Source organism: Paenibacillus tritici (assembly GCF_013204885.1).
Lineage (GTDB): Bacteria > Bacillota > Bacilli > Paenibacillales > Paenibacillaceae > Paenibacillus_AQ > Paenibacillus_AQ tritici.
Window position 1 is genome coordinate 629,119 of record NZ_JABMKX010000001.1, and the last position, 19,415, is coordinate 648,533.

Consider the following 19,415-nt stretch of genomic DNA (forward strand, 5'->3'; position numbering starts at 1 on the left):
AAGCGGGGAACGATCAATGGAATATGTGAAACTGGGACATACAGGACTTGACGTATCGCGGCTGTGTCTTGGCTGTATGGGCTTTGGGGATGCCAAGCAGTGGGTGCATTCATGGGTACTGGATGAAGAGCAGAGCCGGCCTATTATTAAGGAAGCGCTGGAGCTCGGGATCAACTTTTTTGATACGGCTAATATTTATTCCATGGGGACAAGCGAGGAATACGTGGGCCGGGCATTGAAGGATTACGCGAACCGGGATGAGATTGTCCTGGCTACTAAGGTTCATGGACAGATGCACCCCGGTCCGAACGGCGGGGGCTTATCCCGCAAGGCAATTATGAGCGAGATTGATAAAAGCCTTAAACGTCTGGGAACCGATTATGTCGATCTGTACCAGATTCACCGCTGGGATTATACTACTCCCATCGAAGAGACGATGGAAGCCTTGCATGATGTGGTGAAATCCGGCAAGGCCAGGTATATCGGAGCTTCCGCTATGTATGCTTGGCAGTTCCAGAAGGCGCTGTATGTTGCCGAGACCAGAGGCTGGACGCGGTTTGTGTCGATGCAGAATCATTTGAATCTGATCTACCGTGAAGAAGAGCGTGAGATGCTGCCGCTGTGCAAGGAGGAGGGAATCGCAGTTATTCCCTACAGTCCGCTGGCTTCCGGAAGGCTGACCCGCGACTATGCGGAATCCACTTCGCGTTCTGAGACGGACCAGTTCCAGAAGTCCAAATATGACGCTACAGCAGCCACCGACCGTCTGATTGCTGAGCAGGTTGCCGTCATTGCTGAGCGGCGCGGTGTTCCGCGTGCCCAGATCGCTCTGGCCTGGCTACTGCAGAAGCAGCCGGTAACCGCTCCGATTATTGGTGCAACGAAGATATCCCATCTCACGGACGCAGCAGGTGCACTCTCCATTCAGCTGACTTCTGAAGAAGTGGCCTCCCTGGAGGAGCATTATGTTCCCCATCCTGTCGTCGGAGCCCTGTAAGGAAGCAGAAGGCTGTTACATTATAAAGAGCAAAGGAGCAGTTCCCCCTTAGTGGAGAGCTGCTCCTTTTTGTTATCTTGACTGCAGGGCCAGATGAGCTAACCTCGCACAGGCTCCAGTGCAGTCTGCTGAATATAATCCAGGAAGCGGCGGGAGGCAGGGGACAAGTAGTGGCTCCGGCGCCATTTTAACCCGACCTCCCATTCCCAGCCCTCTTCCTCAATCGGAATCCAGACCAGGCCGTCCAGCATCAGGCCCAGCGTCTGCGGCAGCACGGAGACACCCAGCCCGGCTTTGATGAAGCCGGCTACAGTAATCAGGTCTTCTGCATAATAGGTGGAGGCCAGCTCGAAATTTGTATTTTGGAAGAGGGAGGTAATGGTGTTCTTCAGCCCGCAGTTCGTCTTCAGCCCGACAAACGGCTCACCCGACAGCTCGAACAGACTCAGACTGGTGCGGGAGGCGAACCGGTGGCTGCTGGAGACCACGATATAAATCGGCATTCTGCGGATCATCATCCATTCATTATCCTCAGTCGTAGTCTCTCTGGAGGTGATCAGCATATCGGAGGTGCCGTTCTCCAGCGCTTCGTCTATGTCTCCGTGATTCCCCTGATACAGGTCAAACCGGACCTTGGGGTGATCTGCCTGATAATCCCTGATGAGCGAAGGGATCAGGTCCACACCAAGAATATTCAGATATGATATATGAATGATCCCGCTCTCGGCATTCGACCATTCCCCGATCTCCCGTACACCGTTACCGATATTCCGCAGCGCTTCTTCGACCCATGAACTGAACATAACCCCATAGCGGTTCAACTGGACGTTACGGCCCTTCCGCTCGAATAAAGGAACGCCCAGCTCACTTTCCAGCTTGGAAATCGCATGGCTCAGAGCAGGCTGAGTGATGCGCAGGGCCTTGGAAGCAGAGGTCATATGTTCGAGCCGGGCTACCGTCAGGAAGTACTCCAATTGTGTAAGCTCCATTCAGACTAGGCTCCTTTTATATTAATATTAGTAATGGATTTAATGAAAATAATAAATTAGACGCACAACTTAATCAAGCTTAAGATCAATATAGACCCTGAAGGGCTGCACCTGGCAGCTCGAACGAGGAATATCTAATGAAATGAGGCTGTAACAATGACAATCACTTATGCAAACCCCATGACAGAATACGAAGGCAAAAAAATATTGGTCACAGGCGGAACCAAAGGAATGGGTGAAGCTATCGTCAACAGATTTAAGGCGGCTGGCGCTACCGTGATGACAACTGCCCGCACCGTCCCGGCTGATCTGGCAGATTCGGGATTATTCGTTGGGGCAGATCTGTCTAAGCAAGAAGGTGTGGAGAAAGTGATTGCAGCGGTCAAGGAACGGTTCGGCAGCATTGATATCGTAGTGAATAACATCGGGGGCAGCTCTACACCTCCTGGGGGATTCCTGGCAGCTAGCGATGAACACTGGATGGATGCGCTGAATTTGAACCTGCTGGCAGCCGTCCGGCTGGACCGGGGGCTGATCCCGCTCATGCTGGAGCAGGGCAAGGGAGTCATCATCCATATTTCTTCCATTCAAAGAGTGCTGCCGCTGATCGAATCGACCATCCCCTATGCAGCCGCCAAAGCTGCGTTAAGCAATTACAGCAAAAGCCTGTCCAAGGAATTTTCTCCGCAGGGCATCCGAGTGAACCGGGTCGCACCGGGCTTCATTCAAACCACTGCAGCCGATGCCATGATGGAGAATATTGCGAAGGTGACAGGCAGTGTGGAAAGTGCGCTGCAGTCCGTGATGGATTCGCTGGGCGGCATCCCCATTGGCCGTCCCGGCTTCCCTGAAGAGGTGGGTGAACTGGTAGCCTTCCTCGCTTCGGACCGTGCTGCCTCCATTACGGGTGCTGAGTACGTGATTGACGGGGGAACCGTACCTACGGTGTAAGGATGTGTAGCACATTCCCCGCTAAGAGTTGCCTAAGCTAGCACAGCGTCAGATTTAAAAAGGTGGAGTGGGCGCGATGAAGCCAGAAGGACGATAAGAGTGAAGTCATTGGGACAGATGTATGCGAAAAACCTTGCACATTAAGGCTGGCGCGAAGGTAATCGGGTCAATGTATGGGAAAACAAACATGTTTTCAAGGCACAACTCCAGCATGAAAATGAGCAGCGTGGCTAAAAAACAGAACGTTGTCTTTTCATTTATTTAACATATTTTAACGGAAAACCAAACACAATTGGACTGGGTGCACCACGTAAGCCAAATGTAATCGGAAAACCGAACACAATTGGACTGGGTGCACCGCATAGGCCGAATGTAATCGGAAAACCGAACACAATTAGACTGGGTGCACCGCGTAAGCCGAATGTAATCGAAAAACCGAACACAATTGGACTGGGTGCACCGCATAGGTCAAATGTAATCGAAAAACCGAACACAATTGGACTGGTAGCGCCGCGTAGGCCGTGCGTTTATCGCAGTGCCAGACGTATTTTCACAGAGAACCGAACACAATCGCAATCTGCTGACATGAAGGTCCTTAGGCTGAATGTATGCGAATAACCGAACACAATAGTAGGTGTTTTGATCTTACTGATTCAATCTACTGTATAAAGTCCGATGCTCTACTAGCATATACCTCATAAGACAGTCCGTTAAGCCATTATTGGCTGTGCGGGCTGTTCTTTTTGTCTGTTTCGGGCTATTATTTCTTTTTAGCAGCGAAGCTGAGCTAAAGGACCGTCCAGTAAGGTACATAGTTACGTCCCCGCCTGGCAGACAGTTCTTAAGAAGCACTTAAGAAATAAACAAAAAGCAAAAGAAGCGGAGGGGAAATTTGGAACTGTAGGAGCGGTAGCGACCGCCTTTGACTCCGGATTTCAACCGCGCACAGCAGTCCAATAGAAGAAATCTGGTGACAACAGCGGCCGGAAGTCCAAATGTTCACCGCAGTGACGATGAAGCTTCAAGTTCAAATCTTGTGTGCGCCTTATATATTCTTTAGTTTTTCTTTAGATTTGGTTTAGACTGGATTAAGAATGGCAGGCTATAGTTACAGTTAGTGCAGCTTGCATGACGAGATAGAGGGGGATTCACCATGTATACCATTCTCATAGCCGATGATGAATCGGAGATTGTTGAGCTTCTGCAGCTATATCTGGAGAAGGAATATAACATTCTGCAGGCACAGAACGGAATCGAAGCCCTGAAGGTGATGCAGAACAACAAGATTGACCTGGCGATATTGGATATCATGATGCCGGGGATGGACGGGCTGCAGCTGCTCAAGCGGATTCGTGAACACGAGCATTTCCCTGTGCTGTTCCTGTCCGCCAAGAGCCAGTATCATGACAAAATCCTGGGGCTTGAGCTTGGGGCGGACGACTACATAGCCAAGCCCTTCAATCCGCTGGAGATTGTTGCCCGTGCCGGGGCCATGCTGCGGCGGGTGCATCAGTTCGATGCCCAGGCGGTGGAGGAAGAGAAACCGAGTGAGCAGATTGTGCTGGGAAGGCTGACCCTGGACCGGAGCACCTGCCAGGTGGAGGTAGCCGGGGAAGCTGTTGCCCTGACCTCAACCGAATACAAGATCCTGGAGCTGCTGATGCAGCAGCCGGGCCGTGTGTTTACACGCAAGAAAATCTATGAGACCGTCTGGGAAGATTTCTATGTCTACGAGGACAACAGCATTATGGTGCATATCAGCAATATCCGCGACAAGATCGAACGAGATTCCAAGAGACCGGAATACCTGAAGACGATCAGGGGATTGGGGTACAAAATTGAAGCACCCGTGGAAAAGTAGAGATAACCGGCCGCTGCAATCGTCACTTACGATCGACTTCCTGCTGTTCAACTGTATGCTGCTGATGCTTGTGTTAGTGGTCTATCTATTCGTTCAAAAGGATATTACGCAGGTCCTCAGGGACCGGATGACTCCTGATCCCGATCTGTCCGTAGAAGCCGGGGCTTACCGCGACGAGCTGGGCCAAGGGCCGGAGAGCAAACGGCTGCTGCGCAGCGGCGGCTGGCTGGAGTTGCTCGATTCCGGCAAGCAGGTGATCCGTGTCGTTGGAGACAAACAGGATGATACCCTGGCTTATGACGAGAACAGTCTGTATCAGGGACTGGAGAACCGCAGCGATCAGCCCTATTACTATTCCATTACCAGCCTTAATGAGGACAGCGGGGCAGCCTGGCTGCTGCTCAAGATTCCCCGGGATGTGATCAAGGTGTCCATCAATAACGAGCTCCTGGTCGCCTATCTGAATCATTCTGTTTTCTTTTATGTTTTCTTGGTTAGCGGGCTGGTGCTCCTGCTGATCTTTGTGTACAGCTATTGGGTCTCCAGACGGATTAAGAAGCCGCTGCGGGTACTGAATCAGGGAATGAACCGCATGATGGAGGGACATTACAATACACGGATTACCCTCTATGCGGAGACAGAGTTCCTGCGGATCGGCAACAGCTTCAACTATATGGCAGATGTGATTGAGAAGACCACAGAGGAGAAACGTCAAGCCGAGAAGAGCAAGCAGCGGCTGATGGTGGACTTGTCACATGATCTGAAGACGCCGATTACAAGCATTCAGGGCTATGCCCAGGCGCTTATCGAAGGACGGGTTACCGACCCGAAGCGGCAGACGAAATACCTGAATTATATCTACACCAAGTCGGTGCAGGTTACGAAGCTCATTCAGCATATGCTGGACCTGCTCAAGCTCGATTCACCTGATTTCATATTGCGCATAGAGCGCCTTGAGCTGGGCGGCCATTTGCGGGAGATTATTGCCGATACCTACGGCGAAATTGAGCAAAAATCCTTCGAGCTTCAGCTTCAGGTACCCGAAGAAGCGGTCTATGCCCGCTATGATCCTGAGCTGTTCGCCAGCGTCATCAATAATCTGATCTCCAATGCGCTCGCCTATAATCCGGAAGGGACACGCATCCGGGTATCGGTCATTCCAGAGGATACGGAGATCCGCATCGAGATTGCTGACAATGGAGTCGGCATTCCGAAGGAGCTGTGGTCTACCATCTTTGATCCGTTCGTGCGGGGAGATGAAGCCCGGACGACAGCAAGCGGGGGAACAGGACTTGGACTATCCATTGCCAAGAAGAACGTGGAGAAGATGGAGGGTACACTGGTGCTGGAGAGCAGGGAAGAAGAGCCGTCAGTATTTGTAATCCGCATTCCGAAGTGAAGAACGGGTGAAGAGTACAAAGTTCGTGTTTTTTTATAAGGTTCGTGCTTTTATATGGAGGAAATAAATAACTTCTTGTCGAATGTACTGATCTGGAAGATTCCGGCACCTTGCCGGGGCACCTAACTTACATCGGGGGAAGGAATTAGAACATCTATGAAAAAAATTGCATTACTGCTCACCACTCTGCTGCTGACGATCGGACTGATCTATCCAGGAGGCACCGGACGGGCAGCGGCCGCAGCCGCGCCAGCGTATACTGAGATTTCTACGTTTGTCGAAGGCAAGCTGCTTATTACGCCAGTCAAATCTGTACTCGTGAATGGCTCTGCTTATGTGCCGGTTAAGCTTGTGGGGCAGATTCCGGGCTTCACTGTGGCGGCGGATACCGCTGGCGTAACCCTCACAGGCAGCAAAGGAAGCGCCAAGCTGAACAAGGATAACTCCGTACTGTACAAAAGCGCTAACTACGTTGCCTTCAAAACCCTGCTGAAGCTCGGAGCCATTGACGGCAAATATGCCTCCAGCGCCATATCGTTGTTCATTTGGAGCACAGAGGACGGCAAGAATAAGAGTAATAGTATGCTCTACGCCATCAGCAAGCTGCCTGGAACCATGGGCATTGTGTTAGGCAAAAAGGTCTATTTATACGGGCATCCGGGAAGCCATTGGGTGAAAAGTGTACAGTACGTTGATGATTACAACCAGAATTTTGTGATGCAAAATGAAGCCGGAACCGAGTGGGTCCTGGACTTGAACGATTTTGTGGACAATACCATGTACACCATGGAGAGTATAGACTATTTGAAGTATTACTATAATGGACTAACGGTGTGGACCCGGAACGCCTTGATTGCAGATAGTCCGTTCAAGAACTTTGAGAAAGCAACCATCGCCAATTTCCGCTCGAACCCGGCCAATGGTAATTTAGAAATGATCATCCGCCGGGCCAACGGGCAGGAGGTTCCGCTCGAGATTGAACCTCGCGATGACTATAGTGAGTATGTCGAAGATATACTGTTCTTCAAGAATCCGCAAACGGCCTTCAAGATCAGTGATAAGATGTGGTCAGCCATCCGTGAAGAGCGGGCGGTCAGCGGCATGACGATTACCGAGCTTCTTCTCTCCTGGGGAGACCCGGACAGCGTTCATGAAGGGTATGTGGTGTACGGCGACCAATACGTCTATTTCATTAATGATAAGGTCTACTCTATAGTTAATTTGTAATTAAGCGTGGAAAAGGGCTTCCGTCAGCGGCTTGCTTAAGGAATTCATGGAATTCCTTGGGCAGGCTCTTTTTCTGTTGATTTGTCAAGGTAGCTGGTGCAACTGTCACAGGTTTTGAGCTTCGGGGTTTTCATGTATAATGAATGCACTGGAAGAAGCCATCTTTTACACTATAGGAGGACAATATGCAGCTCATTCAACCCCACCTTATTCAGACTCAAATTGACCGGTTCGCCGGACAGGAACTATATATTCACCTTGAGCTTACGACAGGAGCTTATGCCAGTCATTTCGACAGCACCCGTCCGCCTGGATCGGCGTTCATCAGCAATGCGGTGATCCGCTATACGGTAGGCTCTATCTCCGGGACCGGCCCCTACCGGGTTGGCCTCAAGACAGAGAAGGGCTGGATCTATGCCGAGGGACTTACCCATGTGGATGAGAACGACACAGAGCGGCTGATTCTGGCCGGGCATGACAGTCAGGGCAAATTGATTGTCGCTTTACAGCTTAGCCGGAACCCTTTTTAAAAAGATAAGAATTTATAGGCTAAATGGACGGCAATGCCGTTTCCACTTGTGAAATCGGAGGAGTAAGCAGCCATGAATAACAGATCTATGAAGAATAAGAGAATCCTGGTGGTGCTTCCCCATCCCGATGATGAAGCGTACTTTGTAGCGGGAACACTGGCTAAGTACATCGCTGACGGGGCTGAAGTTACTTATGCCTGTCTGACGCTGGGGGAGATGGGGCGCAACATGGGGGTTCCACTCTTCGCGAACCGCACCACCTTGCCGATTATCCGCCGAGGGGAGCTTCTGGCTTCCTGTAAGGCCATTGGCATTCAAGACCTGAGGATGCTGGGCTTCCATGATAAAATGATTGAATTCGAAGACCGCACGCTGCTCGATAGCCGCATATTGTCGCTGGTCAAGGAGCTGACACCGTCGCTGGTCATTACATTCTACCCCGGGTACAGTGTGCATCCTGACCATGATGCCACCGGAGCTGCGGTGATCCGTACGCTTGCCGGCCTGCCCGCTGCGGAACGCCCGGTTGTACATAGCGTAGCCTTCTCTAATCATCATCAGCACAGCATCGGACAGGCGGATGTAGTTATAGATGTGACCCGGCATCTGGCGGTCAAAATCGCATCCATTCTGGCGCACAGCACCCAGTTCCAGGCAGATAAGGTGCTTGGCGGCCATCGTCCGGATGATGAGGTTATCCGCAAGAGGTTCGGTACTGAACGGTTCTGGACCTACCGGTTCAATGAGTGCACGGAACCCTATGAGGAAGCCGGATTGGAGTGTTGCAGATGACAGAACAACGGGTATACCTCCGCTTTCCCGAGGAGACAGATGCCGGAGAGTTGACAGGGATGTACACGCGCAACCGTGAGTTTTTTGAGGAGCATTCGCCGGAGGTGAATGAGGAATTCTACACGGAAGCGTACCAGCGTGAGAAGATAGTGCAGTATTCCAAGGATCGGGCCGCGGATGAGCGGTATGACTTCCTGGTTATTCACAAGGCAGACAACCGCATCATTGGTACCATTGGTTTGTCTTTTGTAGTGCGGGGACCGCTGCAGAGCTGCATGATAGGATACAGTCTCGACAAAGATTATAACGGCAAAGGCTACATGACGGAGGCTGTGAAGCAAGCCGTGAGCTATGCCTTCGGGGAACTGAAGTTCCACCGGATTACAGGTGAAGCCTCTCCGGGCAATCCCGGTTCGATCCGCGTTCTGGAGAATGCCGGGTTCCATAAGGAAGGGATTGCCCGGCTGAACGTGAAGATCCGGGGCGTGTGGAAGGATCACCAGATTCTCGCGATGATCAATCCGGCAGACCTGATCGAACAGGCGGAGCAATAACCGGAGTCAACACATGAAATTTCACAACTTGGAGGTAACCCTATGAGTCAGCGTTGTCGTATCACACGTTCCATGCAGGAAGAGACGGCGGAGCAAGCCATAACTTTGGAGGAATGCAAGCAATACTTTGCCGATAAATCCGGCTTCAGCTATTCCGGGGTCTTCACCGTGAAGGGGCCGGAGAGTACCATGACGATCGAGGGGGACTTCTTCATGTGGAGCCATGAGGGACTGGAGTATCCGTTCCGGCTGTACATGGGCGAGCTGTACGTAGCCCTCTCATCGGAAGCGATCATTCCTGTAATGATTGAGATTGCCACGGACCTGCGGGCCGATGTAGTTGAGGGGTAGGCTGAGTAAAGTTCGGATTAAGCTGTTTTTTACACATTCTGTATGCTCCCCGGATGTTATATTGATCCAGTACATATAAGAACTGAGGGAACCAGAATGAATACATATCAGAGCAGAGTACAAGAGCTTCACGCGATGCTGACCCGCTTTATGGAGAATGGACCGTTTACCGGATTGCAGGTGGGGATCGTTAGTGAGGACAAGATTCTTTTTACAGGAGAGTATGGCAGCGCTAATGTGGCTACAGGGGAGCCTGTGGTTAGCAGCACTCTTTTTCACCAGGCATCCGTCTCCAAGACCTTTGTAGTTACGGCTGTGATGCAGTTGGCAGAGCGTGGGCAGATAGAGCTGGACTCACCTATAGTGACCTATCTTCCGTATTTCAAAATGAATGATGAACGCTATCATCAGATTACGGTAAGACAATTGTTGAATCATACCTCCGGGATGCCGGATGAGGACGATTATGGCTGGGACCGGCCTGAATATGATGAAGGAAGTCTTGAACGGTATGTCAGAGGAATCCGCCGCCATGACTTAATGAGTGATCCGGGTACTCATTTTGCTTACAGTAATATCGGTTATGAGATACTAGGGGATCTGATTGCCAAGGTTAGCGGCCTCAGCTTCGAGGAGTATATGCGGCGGAATCTCCTGGAGCCTGCTGGAATGAGCACGAGTTCATTTTTTAAAATGGAGGTTGAACAGGTGCTGGCTGCGCCCCATGTGCTGAGAAACTCTAGAGGGTACGGACCCTATGTTAGTGAAGTGTTCCCGTACAATAGAGCGCATGCCCCCAGCTCCACGCTGTATACGAATGCGCAGGAAATGTGCCAATATATGCTGATGCACCTCAGGCAGGGACAAGCTCAGGACAGATATAATGCTCTACAGCCCGGCAGCTATGAACAGATGCGGAGCCCTACTATGGCTACAGGCTGGGGGCCGGAGCATGAAGATGTGGGTCTCGGCTGGTTCCTGGGCCATTATAATGGCTCCCGGATGCTTTCGCATTCCGGATGGGATACCGGATTCCTTAGTGAGCTGATTCTGCTGCCGGATGAGAATCTCGGCATCTCCGTAATGACCAACTGTGACCATGTGTGGCTGAGCAGTGTGACCCGTCCTATGCTGGATCTGCTGCTGGGCATGGAGGTCCGCCAGCTTAAGCAGTCGATGGTACATCATCTTGCCAAGACTGTTGTCACGAGCGGCGCAGGTGAGGCCATTAACGAATACCAGCGTATCCGGCGCTTAGAGCAGGATAAGTATTATGAAGCGGATTTTGAATTTATGCGGATTGCGGATACCTTAAGTTATGGCGGTCACCGGGAGGGAGCCATACGTATTCTTACCTGCGCTGCTAAAATATACCCGGACAGTGAAGCCGTTGCAGGCAAGCTGCAGCAGCTTCTGGACGAAGCTTAGATTTTCCAGCGGGGTCAGACCCGTCTTCCAAGCGCTCCCTAGCGGTCATCAAGACTGTGATGGGAGCCTTTGGTCTCTACCGAACGCCGCCGGGACATGAATACCAGACACAGGGCAATCACGGCGAGGATGATCCCAAGCAGCCGGAAGCCGCTGAAGCTGAACTGATTGCCCATGATGATTCCGATCAGCAGGGAGGAGAGGATCGTCCCGAAATATCTGGAGGTGCTGAATAAGCCGGAGGATACCCCGATGATCTCTTTCGGCGAGTTGTTGAACAAGGCGGCTTGCATGGCGACGTTGTTCAGTCCGTTGCTGATTCCGAAGGCAGCCAGTGCCAGGATGATACTGATTACAGGCGAGGCCGGATTCAGCATCACAATCCATACCGACCCGACGGTCATGAGGATTGCGGATACTGCCTGCGCGGGCCGGGGCCCTGAGGCATTGATCCATCTTCCGGCGATTGGAGAAACGGCTAGCGAGCATAGACCCAGGCTTAACATCAGAAGCCCTGTGTGGAATTCACTGACCTGACGAACGAGCTGCAAATAAGACGGAAGACCGAAGAAGACGGAATAAAATAATAGATTAACCAGCATGAATTCGACATTGACACGGATCAGCCCGGGATACCCGGCGAAGGTACGCAGAGGAATGAAGGGCATCGCTGTTCTTAATTCATGCCTTACGAAGACCGCAAGCAGGATCAGCCCGGACAGACCGATGACTACATTGAATAGGGAGACATGACCGGAGGACTTGGCCGACAGCAGCTGGGCAAGCACAGCCACCAGCCCCACAGTGAACAGCAGGATTCCAGGCACATCCATCCGGCTCATCCATTGCCGCAAGGACTGCTTGGGTAATAAGGCTGCGGACGGCTTGTCTTGCGGGATGGTTCTCCAGGCTAACAGGAAGCTCGCCGTTACAAACGGCAGATTAATATAGAAGATTGAAGACCAGCCCCACACATGGATCAAGACTCCGCCGATGAACGGTCCTACCGCTGCCGCTCCCGATGTAAACATTGACAGCACGGACAGAGCAGAGGCTTGCTTGTCTGTAATATTGACCCGGATGATAGCCATCCCTACAGCCACCACCATACTGGTTCCGATGGATTGGATAATCCGCAGAACGACGAGTCCCCCGAAGCCCGGAGACCAAGGAGCGAGCAGGGAGGCTGCGAAGACAATTACCAGTCCGGCCAGGAATATTCTCCTGCGGCCGAAGATATCGCTGGCTCTGCCCATGACAGGCTGGGCAACCGCACTGCCAATATAGAACGAAAAAATAATCCAGGAAACCACAGTGAACTCAAGCCCGAATACGTGCTGCAGCCTGGGAATCGCCACAGCTACCATCGAAGAGTTAAGCGGGTTAAGCATGATTCCCAGCCCAACGGATATCATTAACCACCAGTTCCGTGCATTCATTGTTATTCCCCCTCAAGTGCTGTACAGTTATCGTACAGGATATGAGTTATTTACTCCAACGCATTTCATGTTATGATTTCATAGACTTGAGGGAATGAATGGAGGCGGGATATGGAACTTCTTCAATTGCAGTATTTCATCGCGGTTGCCCGCCTGGAGCATATGACGGAGGCTGCACACAGTCTGCATGTTACCCAATCCTCCCTGAGCAAGACTATTCAACGGCTGGAGGAGGATCTCGGAGTTCCATTGTTCGACCGGAGCGGGAGGAAGCTGCGGTTAAACGAGTCGGGACGCCGATTTCTTCAGCGTGCAGAGAAGGCGCTGTTTGAATTGGAGCAGGGGAAGCAGGAGCTTAAGGATCTGTCCAGCCTGGAGTCCGGCACCCTTGAATTAGCGGTAACCACCGCAAGCACCTTGCCCGGGATTCTCCGGGCGTTTCGCCTTAAGCAGCCGGACATCCATTTTCACGTACAAATGCTGCCCATGCAGGAGATGATTACTCTTCTCCAGCGGGGAGAAGTCGATTTCTGCTTGTCCTCCCCACCGGTAAGAGGGGAAGATATTGAATGCCAGGTGGTCTGTAACGATCACGTTTACCTTGCCGTTCCAGCCGGGCACCCTCTGGCGGACCGTAAGAGCCTCGCCTTGATAGAGCTTAAGGATGAGTGGTTTGTGGGTGTCAAGCAAGGCTACGGGATTCGTGATCTGGTGGATTCCGTCTGCCAGACTTCAGGGTTCTTGCCACGCTATGCGTATGAGGGGGACGAACCGGCCCGGCTGATCGACCTGGTGGAAGCCGGGATCGGCTTAGCCTTCATACCGGGTACGGCGAAGAATGGGCAGGATCATATCCGTATGATTCCGCTGGAGGACCACGGGCTGGTCAGGGAAATCGCCTTGTTATGGCATAAGAACCGTTATATTTCACAGGCGGGCCTGATTTTCCGCGAGGTTGTGATCGAGTATTTCACTACGCTATAATGTCACCGGGAGGAATGAACCTATGAACCGTACACAGCTTACCGAACATCCGCGCATTCTGGTGGTGTTCCCGCATCCTGACGATGAGGCCTTTGCTGCCGCAGGCACACTGGCGAAGTATATAGAACTTGGTGCAGAAGTCACCTATGCATGTCTGACACTCGGGGAGATGGGGCGCAATATGGGAATCCCGCCGTTTGCGAGCCGTGCCACCTTACCGGAGTTCCGCAAGGAGGAGCTGCTTGCTTCCTGCAATGCCATCGGGATACAGGACTTAAGGATGCTGGGCTTCCACGATAAAATGATTGAGTTCGAGGATCAGGCGCTGCTGGACCATACGCTGCTATCGCTGCTCCAGGAACTGGCCCCTTCGCTCGTCATCACCTTCTATCCCGGTTACAGCGTGCACCCGGATCATGATGCCACCGGAGCCGCTGTGATCCGCTCCGTTCTCCGGCTTCCGGCGGAGGAGCGGCCCGTTGTGCATTGTGTCGCATTCTCCAGCAACCACGAACAGATGATTGGACTACCGGATGTGCATGTTGATGTGACGGCGGTCCTGGAGAAGAAGATGGCCTCCATCCGGGCACACCGTTCGCAATATCTGGCAGCGGAGCTTGTCGGCAGCCAGGAGCTGACGGCGCAGGACATTCAGCTCCGTTACGGACAGGAAGCCTTTTGGACCTATCCGCTTAAAGACATCACCTTGGAGACATAACCTAACATCATAAGAAAAGGCAGGAACAACCATGAATCAGAAAGAAAGAATGCTCGCAGGCTTACCCTACAAAGCATGGCTGGACGGATTAACCGAAGAACGGACAGCAGCCCGGCTGCTGGTTCATCAGTTCAACGGGCTCCGGCCCGATGAACATGAAGAGAGAGACGCGCTGATCCGCTCTCTCTTCGGCATGACGGGGGAGATTGTGCATATTGAAGCCCCCTTCCGCTGTGATTATGGATCGAATATCACCGTTGGGAACAACTTTTACGCTAATTTCAACTGTACCATTCTGGATGTCGGCAAGGTGACTATCGGAGATAATGTGATGTTTGCTCCGAACGTATCGCTCTATACAGCAGGGCATCCTATCCATCCCGATTCCCGGAATTCGGGCTATGAATACGGGATCGCTATAACGATCGGCAATAATGTCTGGATCGGCGGCAACGTGATCGTGAATCCGGGCGTAACCATCGGGAACAATGTAGTCATTGGAGCGGGGAGCGTAGTGACCAAGGATATTCCCGATAATGTGATCGCGGTAGGAAGCCCGTGCAGAATCGTCCGTGAGATCACGGAGGAAGACCGGAAATTCTACTATAAAGATAGAGAATTCGACGTTACGGATTACAAGTAGAACCGATGACTAAATTAGCACATAGGTAGCCCTCAGCGGTCCATGCACTCCGACGACAAGCTTCATTTCGATATCGGCGGAATTGGAGGGACCGGAGATGAACTGAATCGCTGAGCCTACCGGCTCCCCGGCCTGAATTCTCCGGTTCAGCTCAGCGGCGGCTTGCGTGGAGCGAAGCACCAGCCTCCTGCGTTCAATCACCGCAATATAATGGGCAGGCAGGAAATGGAGGGAACGGCCCTGATCCGGGCGGCTCTCCAACACAACCGTTCCCGATTCTGCCAGTGCACAGTCGGCGAAGACAATCGCTGTATTCGCCGATTCCGCACGCCTGATATTCTCCACTCTGCCTGCCGTTTCTTCCCACACCGCAGCATCCGGGAACGCCAGCCCGTATTCATTGAAACGGCGGTCTCCAGAGAGCATTACCGTCCCGCCGCCATTCGCTTCAATCAGATCACTCAGTGTTTGTTGCAGAATCTCCGGTGTGGATTCAATGACCTGGGTGTGGATGAAGAAGCATTGCTCCTTAAGAATCTCCACCAGATCGTCCGTGGTAAGCGGGCCGTAGCTGTCAGGAATGAACTCCTGGATTGCAGGACGCTGAACCTCAGTCCTACGTTCCCGGCCCAGCTTGGAGGCAATCGTATTCAGAAAAGCCTCCTTATTCGTGTTTCTGTTCGCGCTCTTATTCGTGGTTACTGTCATTGCTCTGAGCCTCCTTTCCGTTGCTCCAGCCATGCCCGGAAGCTGTCCTTCTGCCTGACGGGCTGCTTCAGGTCGCGGGAACGAATCCAGCCCTGAAGCAAGGCCGGTCCTCTTACAATCCGGCCCTGCTTGCTCATCATCCGGCTTGCGGAGTGGGCGAACCGCAGGGTTTTGCCGAACAGGGCAGGGGAGGAGAGCAGCTTGCTGGCGGCTTTCATCTGGATACGGTCTGCGGTGCCGGTTCTTTTCTGTTCCACTATCTTCTGGCGGTGCACGATGAGCTGCTCATGCAGCGGGATGCGCACCGGACAGACATCCGTACAGGCGCCGCACAGACTGGAGGCAAAGGGAAGCTCCTTGTAGTCATCATAACCGCCAAGCAGCGGGGTGATGACCGCCCCAATCGGACCCGGATAGATTGACCCGTAAGCATGGCCGCCGATATGGCGGTAGATCGGGCAGACGTTCAGACATGCACCGCAGCGGATACACTGCAGCGCTTCGTTGAATTCACTGCCGAGAATATCGGACCGCCCGTTATCGACGACTACCAGATGGAATTCCTCGGGGCCGTCTGTCTCACCGGCGGAGGAGGGGCCCATCACTGTGATATAGCTGGTGAGTTTCTGTCCGACGGCGCTGCGGCAGAGCAGATTATCCAGCACCTCCATCTCCTCCAGAGTCGGCACAATCCGCTCCATGCCCATTACCGCGATATGCGTCTTGGGTATGGCGGCCGTGAGATCGCCGTTACCCTCATTGGTGACCAGATTAATCGCTCCCAGATTGGCGATGGCGAAGTTGCAGCCCGTGATTCCGACCTCCGCTTCCAGGAACTTCTGCCGCAGTACCGTACGGGCGAACCCGGCCAGCTTCTCCGGGGTTTCATCGCCTGTATATCCAAGCTTCTCTGTGAATACCCGCTTGATTTGCCTCCGGTCCTTATGCAAGGCGGGAGCCACGATATGCGAGGGAGGGTCCCAGTCGTCCATCTGGAGGATATATTCTCCAAGATCCGTCTCCGTCAGCTCACAGCCTGCTTCAAGCAGAACGCGGTTCAGCTCAATTTCTTCCGTGACCATGGATTTCGATTTGACGATCTTGGTGGCTTGTTTGCGCATAATAACATCCCGGATATAAGAGCTGGCCTCTTCTTTGGTCGCTGCAAAATAGATATGCCCGCCCTGTCGCTCAATATTGCCGGCAAGCTGCTCCAGATAATAATCCAGATTCTCCAGGGTATGCTGGCGGATAAGCTGGCCTACGTTCCGCCACTGCTCCCAGTCACCGAGCGCAGTGGCTGCAGACAGACGTCTTGTCTTGAGACTGTCCTGCGCCGAACCCACGGCACTGCGCATGAAGGAATCCCCAAGGCCATCCGTCGTCCGTTCGCTGAAATTACGTGAATCCGTTTGCAGGCTCAAGTCCGGCTTCCCCCTTTGCTAACCACAGGCTGACGCTGATTCAATACCTCTGCAATATGCATGATCCGCACAGGCTCACCTTTGCGGGACAGGCGTCCCCCGATATTCAGCAGGCAGCCCATGTCTGCACTGATTAGAATATCCGCTCCAGTCTCCATGACACAGCCGCATTTCTCATCCACCATCTGCTCCGAGATTTCAGGCATCTTCACTGCAAAGGTTCCACCGAACCCGCAGCAGTTATCGCTGTTCTTGAGCGGCTCAAGCTTCAGTCCTTGCACATGCTCCAGCAGCTGGAACGGGGTTTCCTTCTCGCCCAGGAGTCTGGTCATATGACAGGAACGATGGTAGGTTGCGGTGCCTTCGAGAGTGGCCCCCACATCGGTCACACCAAGTACTTTGACGATGAATTGGGTCAGCTCATAGGATTTCTCTTTCAAAGCAATCGCTTTCAATTCCCAGTCGGGCTCACCCTTGAAGATCTTCGGATATTCATGAAACATAGCGATGCAGGAGCCGGAGGGACCCACCACGTAATCCGAAGCTTCGAAGGCAAGCATCATGTTCTGCATCGCCAGCTTGGAATCCTGGAGATAACCGCTGTTATAGGCGGGCTGTCCGCAGCAGACCTGTGAAGCCGGATAATCAATCTCGCAGCCGAGCCGCTCCAGGACCTCCACCATGGCAATCCCGACATTCGGGCTCATAAGGTCTACCAAACAAGTAGAAAAAATACTGACTCGCACTCCTACCCCTCCCATCAATAAAAACCTATATCCCCAGCTTAACTCAATAAGTCAATTAAAAACAACACAAAAACAAATAAAAAATGTGAAAGTTATTGACAATAAATATTGATAGCGTTTACACTATGGTTGGGTAATTGGGCAAATGGAATAATCTACCTTGAGGGGGAGAAACAGTGACCAAGCATTTGATGTATATCGACGGCCAATTTACAGAATCCGAAGGCAAAGAGTGGATGGATGTGACCAATCCGGCAACCGATGAAGTAATCTCACAGGTTCCCAAGGCTACAAGGAATGATGTCATACGTGCGATTCATGCAGCGGAAGAAGCCCAGTCTGCCTGGGAGGAGACACCGGCTGTGGAGCGGGGCAAGTACCTTCATGCCATCGCAGACGGGATTCGCGGGGAAGCGGACAGCATCGCCAGGCTGATCTCGGAGGAAGTCGGCAAGACCCTGGAATTATCTGCGGTTGAGGTTCACTTTACAGCGGATTATTTGGATTATATGGCGGAATGGGCACGGCGTTATGAGGGGGAGATCGTTCAGAGCGACCGTGATAATGAGCATATTTTTGTCTTCAAAAGAGCGATAGGGGTAACGACAGGCATTCTGCCCTGGAACTTCCCGTTCTTCCTGATTGCGAGAAAGATGGCCCCGGCGCTGATCACCGGCAACACGATTGTCGTCAAGCCCAGTGCTGAATCCCCGAACAATGCCGCAGCGTTCAGCCGTATTGTGGATAAGGCCGGGCTTCCTAGAGGGGTATTCAACCTTGTAACCGGCAGAGGGGCGGAAGTGGGACATGAGCTGGCCAGCAATGCGAAGGTTGGCATGGTCAGTCTTACAGGCAGCGTACCGGCAGGGCAACGGGTCATGGAAGCCGCAGCCGAGAATATCATCAAGGTCAGTCTGGAGCTGGGCGGCAAAGCGCCGGCCATTGTCATGAAGGATGCCGATCTAGAGCTGGCGGTCAAAGCGATTGTCGATTCCCGGGTAATTAATACAGGGCAGGTCTGCAACTGTGCGGAGCGTGTCTACGTGCATGAGGACATTCAGGCTGAATTCACCTCCCGGCTGGTGGAAGCGATGAAGGCCGTGAGATACGGGGACCCTCTGAAAGACAAGGATATTCATATGGGACCGCTGATCAACAAAGCCGCCCAGGAATCGGTACAGCAGAAGGTGGACCGCGCCGTCCAGGAAGGGGCAACGATCGCGCTCGGAGGTAAAAAGGTGGAAGGAGCAGGCAGCTTCTTCGAGCCGACAGTCATCACCGGTGCTACCAATGAGATGGAGATTGTACAGGATGAAATCTTCGGACCGGTTATCCCGGTCATTACGTTCTCTACCCTCGATGAAGCGATCGCGCTCGCCAATGACAGTGAATTCGGATTGACCTCTTCGTTATACACTCAGAATCTGAACGTCGCCATGAAAGTGATCAAACGGCTGAAATACGGAGAGACCTACATTAACCGTGAGAACTTCGAAGCGATGCAAGGCTTCCATGCAGGCTGGAGAAAGTCCGGGATCGGCGGCGCCGACGGCAAGCATGGCTTGAATGAATACCTGCAGACACATGTAGTCTACCTGCAATATGACAAGTCGGTTAACTGAATGACCTCATAATGTACTCAGACACAAGAAATGCTCCCGGACAGTTGGGAGC

At 52.5% G+C, this 19,415-nt stretch carries 19 protein-coding genes; 14 read left to right on the forward strand and 5 right to left on the reverse strand.

Annotated features, from left to right (window positions below; genetic code table 11):
* Positions 1-16: 16 nt before the first annotated feature.
* Entirely contained in the window at positions 17-997 is a 981-nt protein-coding gene (locus tag HQN87_RS02885) for an aldo/keto reductase (RefSeq protein WP_173127378.1), read from the forward strand.
* Positions 998-1,095: 98 nt separating this feature from the next.
* Here HQN87_RS02885 and HQN87_RS02890 read toward each other — a convergent pair whose 3' ends face one another.
* The gene (locus HQN87_RS02890) at positions 1,096-1,986 is read right to left on the reverse strand and encodes a LysR family transcriptional regulator (RefSeq protein WP_173127381.1); all 891 of its coding nucleotides are present in this window, start codon (positions 1,984-1,986) and stop codon (positions 1,096-1,098) included.
* 156 nt (positions 1,987-2,142) lie between these two features.
* On the opposite strand from HQN87_RS02890, the gene HQN87_RS02895 reads away from it, so the two are divergent.
* From HQN87_RS02895 to HQN87_RS02935, 9 genes are all read left to right on the forward strand, one after another.
* On the forward strand, positions 2,143-2,937 hold the full coding sequence (locus tag HQN87_RS02895) for an SDR family oxidoreductase (RefSeq protein WP_173127384.1): 795 nt from the start codon (positions 2,143-2,145) through the stop codon (positions 2,935-2,937).
* A gap of 1,153 nt (positions 2,938-4,090) precedes the next feature.
* Positions 4,091-4,798: a response regulator transcription factor gene (locus HQN87_RS02900; protein ID WP_173127387.1), complete on the forward strand. Its 708-nt coding sequence runs from the start codon at positions 4,091-4,093 to the stop codon at positions 4,796-4,798.
* The gene (locus tag HQN87_RS02905) at positions 4,776-6,197 is read left to right on the forward strand and encodes a sensor histidine kinase (protein ID WP_173127390.1); all 1,422 of its coding nucleotides are present in this window, start codon (positions 4,776-4,778) and stop codon (positions 6,195-6,197) included. The genes HQN87_RS02900 and HQN87_RS02905 overlap by 23 nt, the downstream gene beginning before the upstream one ends.
* A gap of 156 nt (positions 6,198-6,353) precedes the next feature.
* Positions 6,354-7,424: a hypothetical protein gene (locus HQN87_RS02910; RefSeq protein ID WP_173127393.1), complete on the forward strand. Its 1,071-nt coding sequence runs from the start codon at positions 6,354-6,356 to the stop codon at positions 7,422-7,424.
* A gap of 185 nt (positions 7,425-7,609) precedes the next feature.
* Entirely contained in the window at positions 7,610-7,954 is a 345-nt protein-coding gene (locus tag HQN87_RS02915; RefSeq protein ID WP_173127396.1) for a YojF family protein, read from the forward strand.
* A 72-nt stretch (positions 7,955-8,026) separates the two neighbouring features.
* A complete protein-coding gene (gene bshB2 / locus HQN87_RS02920; RefSeq protein ID WP_254075323.1) occupies positions 8,027-8,746 on the forward strand; it encodes a bacillithiol biosynthesis deacetylase BshB2 in 720 nt (239 codons plus the stop codon).
* Positions 8,743-9,300 (forward strand): GNAT family N-acetyltransferase, encoded by a 558-nt coding sequence (locus HQN87_RS02925; protein WP_173127400.1) that lies wholly within the window; start codon positions 8,743-8,745, stop codon positions 9,298-9,300. The genes bshB2 (HQN87_RS02920) and HQN87_RS02925 overlap by 4 nt, the downstream gene beginning before the upstream one ends.
* A gap of 42 nt (positions 9,301-9,342) precedes the next feature.
* On the forward strand, positions 9,343-9,651 hold the full coding sequence (locus HQN87_RS02930; RefSeq protein ID WP_173127403.1) for a hypothetical protein: 309 nt from the start codon (positions 9,343-9,345) through the stop codon (positions 9,649-9,651).
* 96 nt (positions 9,652-9,747) lie between these two features.
* Positions 9,748-11,079, forward strand: a complete 1,332-nt coding sequence (locus HQN87_RS02935; RefSeq protein ID WP_173127406.1) for a serine hydrolase domain-containing protein — start codon at positions 9,748-9,750, stop codon at positions 11,077-11,079.
* A gap of 38 nt (positions 11,080-11,117) precedes the next feature.
* Here the strand turns inward: HQN87_RS02935 and HQN87_RS02940 are convergent, their stop codons facing one another.
* Positions 11,118-12,518: an MFS transporter gene (locus HQN87_RS02940; RefSeq protein WP_173127408.1), complete on the reverse strand. Its 1,401-nt coding sequence runs from the start codon at positions 12,516-12,518 to the stop codon at positions 11,118-11,120.
* A gap of 111 nt (positions 12,519-12,629) precedes the next feature.
* Here HQN87_RS02940 and HQN87_RS02945 point away from each other — a divergent pair, with 111 nt between their 5' ends.
* From HQN87_RS02945 to HQN87_RS02955, 3 genes are read left to right on the forward strand one after another with little or no spacing between them, the layout of a single operon-like run.
* The gene (locus HQN87_RS02945) at positions 12,630-13,502 is read left to right on the forward strand and encodes a LysR family transcriptional regulator (RefSeq protein WP_173127411.1); all 873 of its coding nucleotides are present in this window, start codon (positions 12,630-12,632) and stop codon (positions 13,500-13,502) included.
* 22 nt (positions 13,503-13,524) lie between these two features.
* Positions 13,525-14,220, forward strand: a complete 696-nt coding sequence (gene bshB2 / locus HQN87_RS02950) for a bacillithiol biosynthesis deacetylase BshB2 (protein ID WP_173127415.1) — start codon at positions 13,525-13,527, stop codon at positions 14,218-14,220.
* Between the two features lie 31 nt (positions 14,221-14,251).
* Entirely contained in the window at positions 14,252-14,863 is a 612-nt protein-coding gene (locus HQN87_RS02955) for a sugar O-acetyltransferase (RefSeq protein ID WP_173127418.1), read from the forward strand.
* Between the two features lie 9 nt (positions 14,864-14,872).
* Here the strand turns inward: HQN87_RS02955 and HQN87_RS02960 are convergent, their stop codons facing one another.
* The 3 genes from HQN87_RS02960 to HQN87_RS02970 are packed head-to-tail and all read right to left on the reverse strand — an operon-like array spanning position 14,873 to position 17,741.
* Positions 14,873-15,571 carry a LutC/YkgG family protein gene (locus tag HQN87_RS02960; protein WP_173127421.1) on the reverse strand — a complete coding sequence of 233 codons (699 nt, stop codon included), beginning with the start codon at positions 15,569-15,571 and terminating at the stop codon, positions 14,873-14,875.
* Positions 15,568-16,995, reverse strand: coding sequence for a LutB/LldF family L-lactate oxidation iron-sulfur protein (locus tag HQN87_RS02965; RefSeq protein WP_173127424.1), 1,428 nt, complete (start codon positions 16,993-16,995; stop codon positions 15,568-15,570). Before HQN87_RS02965 ends, HQN87_RS02960 begins: the two co-directional genes overlap by 4 nt.
* Entirely contained in the window at positions 16,992-17,741 is a 750-nt protein-coding gene (locus tag HQN87_RS02970) for a (Fe-S)-binding protein (protein ID WP_173127427.1), read from the reverse strand. The genes HQN87_RS02965 and HQN87_RS02970 overlap by 4 nt, the downstream gene beginning before the upstream one ends.
* A 176-nt stretch (positions 17,742-17,917) precedes the next feature.
* On the opposite strand from HQN87_RS02970, the gene aldA reads away from it, so the two are divergent.
* Positions 17,918-19,363 carry an aldehyde dehydrogenase gene (gene aldA / locus HQN87_RS02975; RefSeq protein WP_367272652.1) on the forward strand — a complete coding sequence of 482 codons (1,446 nt, stop codon included), beginning with the start codon at positions 17,918-17,920 and terminating at the stop codon, positions 19,361-19,363.
* The last annotated feature ends 52 nt before the right edge of the window (positions 19,364-19,415 follow it).

Bases quoted from the DNA above. Each gene is read 5' to 3' on its own strand.
- HQN87_RS02885 (WP_173127378.1), top strand. From the start codon at position 17: ATGGAATATGTGAAACTGGGACATACAGGACTTGACGTATCGCGGCTG.
- HQN87_RS02890 (WP_173127381.1), bottom strand. From the start codon at position 1,986: ATGGAGCTTACACAATTGGAGTACTTCCTGACGGTAGCCCGGCTCGAA.
- HQN87_RS02895 (WP_173127384.1), top strand. From the start codon at position 2,143: ATGACAATCACTTATGCAAACCCCATGACAGAATACGAAGGCAAAAAA.
- HQN87_RS02900 (WP_173127387.1), top strand. From the start codon at position 4,091: ATGTATACCATTCTCATAGCCGATGATGAATCGGAGATTGTTGAGCTT.
- HQN87_RS02910 (WP_173127393.1), top strand. From the start codon at position 6,354: ATGAAAAAAATTGCATTACTGCTCACCACTCTGCTGCTGACGATCGGA.
- HQN87_RS02915 (WP_173127396.1), top strand. From the start codon at position 7,610: ATGCAGCTCATTCAACCCCACCTTATTCAGACTCAAATTGACCGGTTC.
- bshB2 (WP_254075323.1), top strand. From the start codon at position 8,027: ATGAATAACAGATCTATGAAGAATAAGAGAATCCTGGTGGTGCTTCCC.
- HQN87_RS02925 (WP_173127400.1), top strand. From the start codon at position 8,743: ATGACAGAACAACGGGTATACCTCCGCTTTCCCGAGGAGACAGATGCC.
- HQN87_RS02930 (WP_173127403.1), top strand. From the start codon at position 9,343: ATGAGTCAGCGTTGTCGTATCACACGTTCCATGCAGGAAGAGACGGCG.
- HQN87_RS02935 (WP_173127406.1), top strand. From the start codon at position 9,748: ATGAATACATATCAGAGCAGAGTACAAGAGCTTCACGCGATGCTGACC.
- HQN87_RS02940 (WP_173127408.1), bottom strand. From the start codon at position 12,518: ATGAATGCACGGAACTGGTGGTTAATGATATCCGTTGGGCTGGGAATC.
- HQN87_RS02945 (WP_173127411.1), top strand. From the start codon at position 12,630: ATGGAACTTCTTCAATTGCAGTATTTCATCGCGGTTGCCCGCCTGGAG.
- bshB2 (WP_173127415.1), top strand. From the start codon at position 13,525: ATGAACCGTACACAGCTTACCGAACATCCGCGCATTCTGGTGGTGTTC.
- HQN87_RS02955 (WP_173127418.1), top strand. From the start codon at position 14,252: ATGAATCAGAAAGAAAGAATGCTCGCAGGCTTACCCTACAAAGCATGG.
- HQN87_RS02960 (WP_173127421.1), bottom strand. From the start codon at position 15,571: ATGACAGTAACCACGAATAAGAGCGCGAACAGAAACACGAATAAGGAG.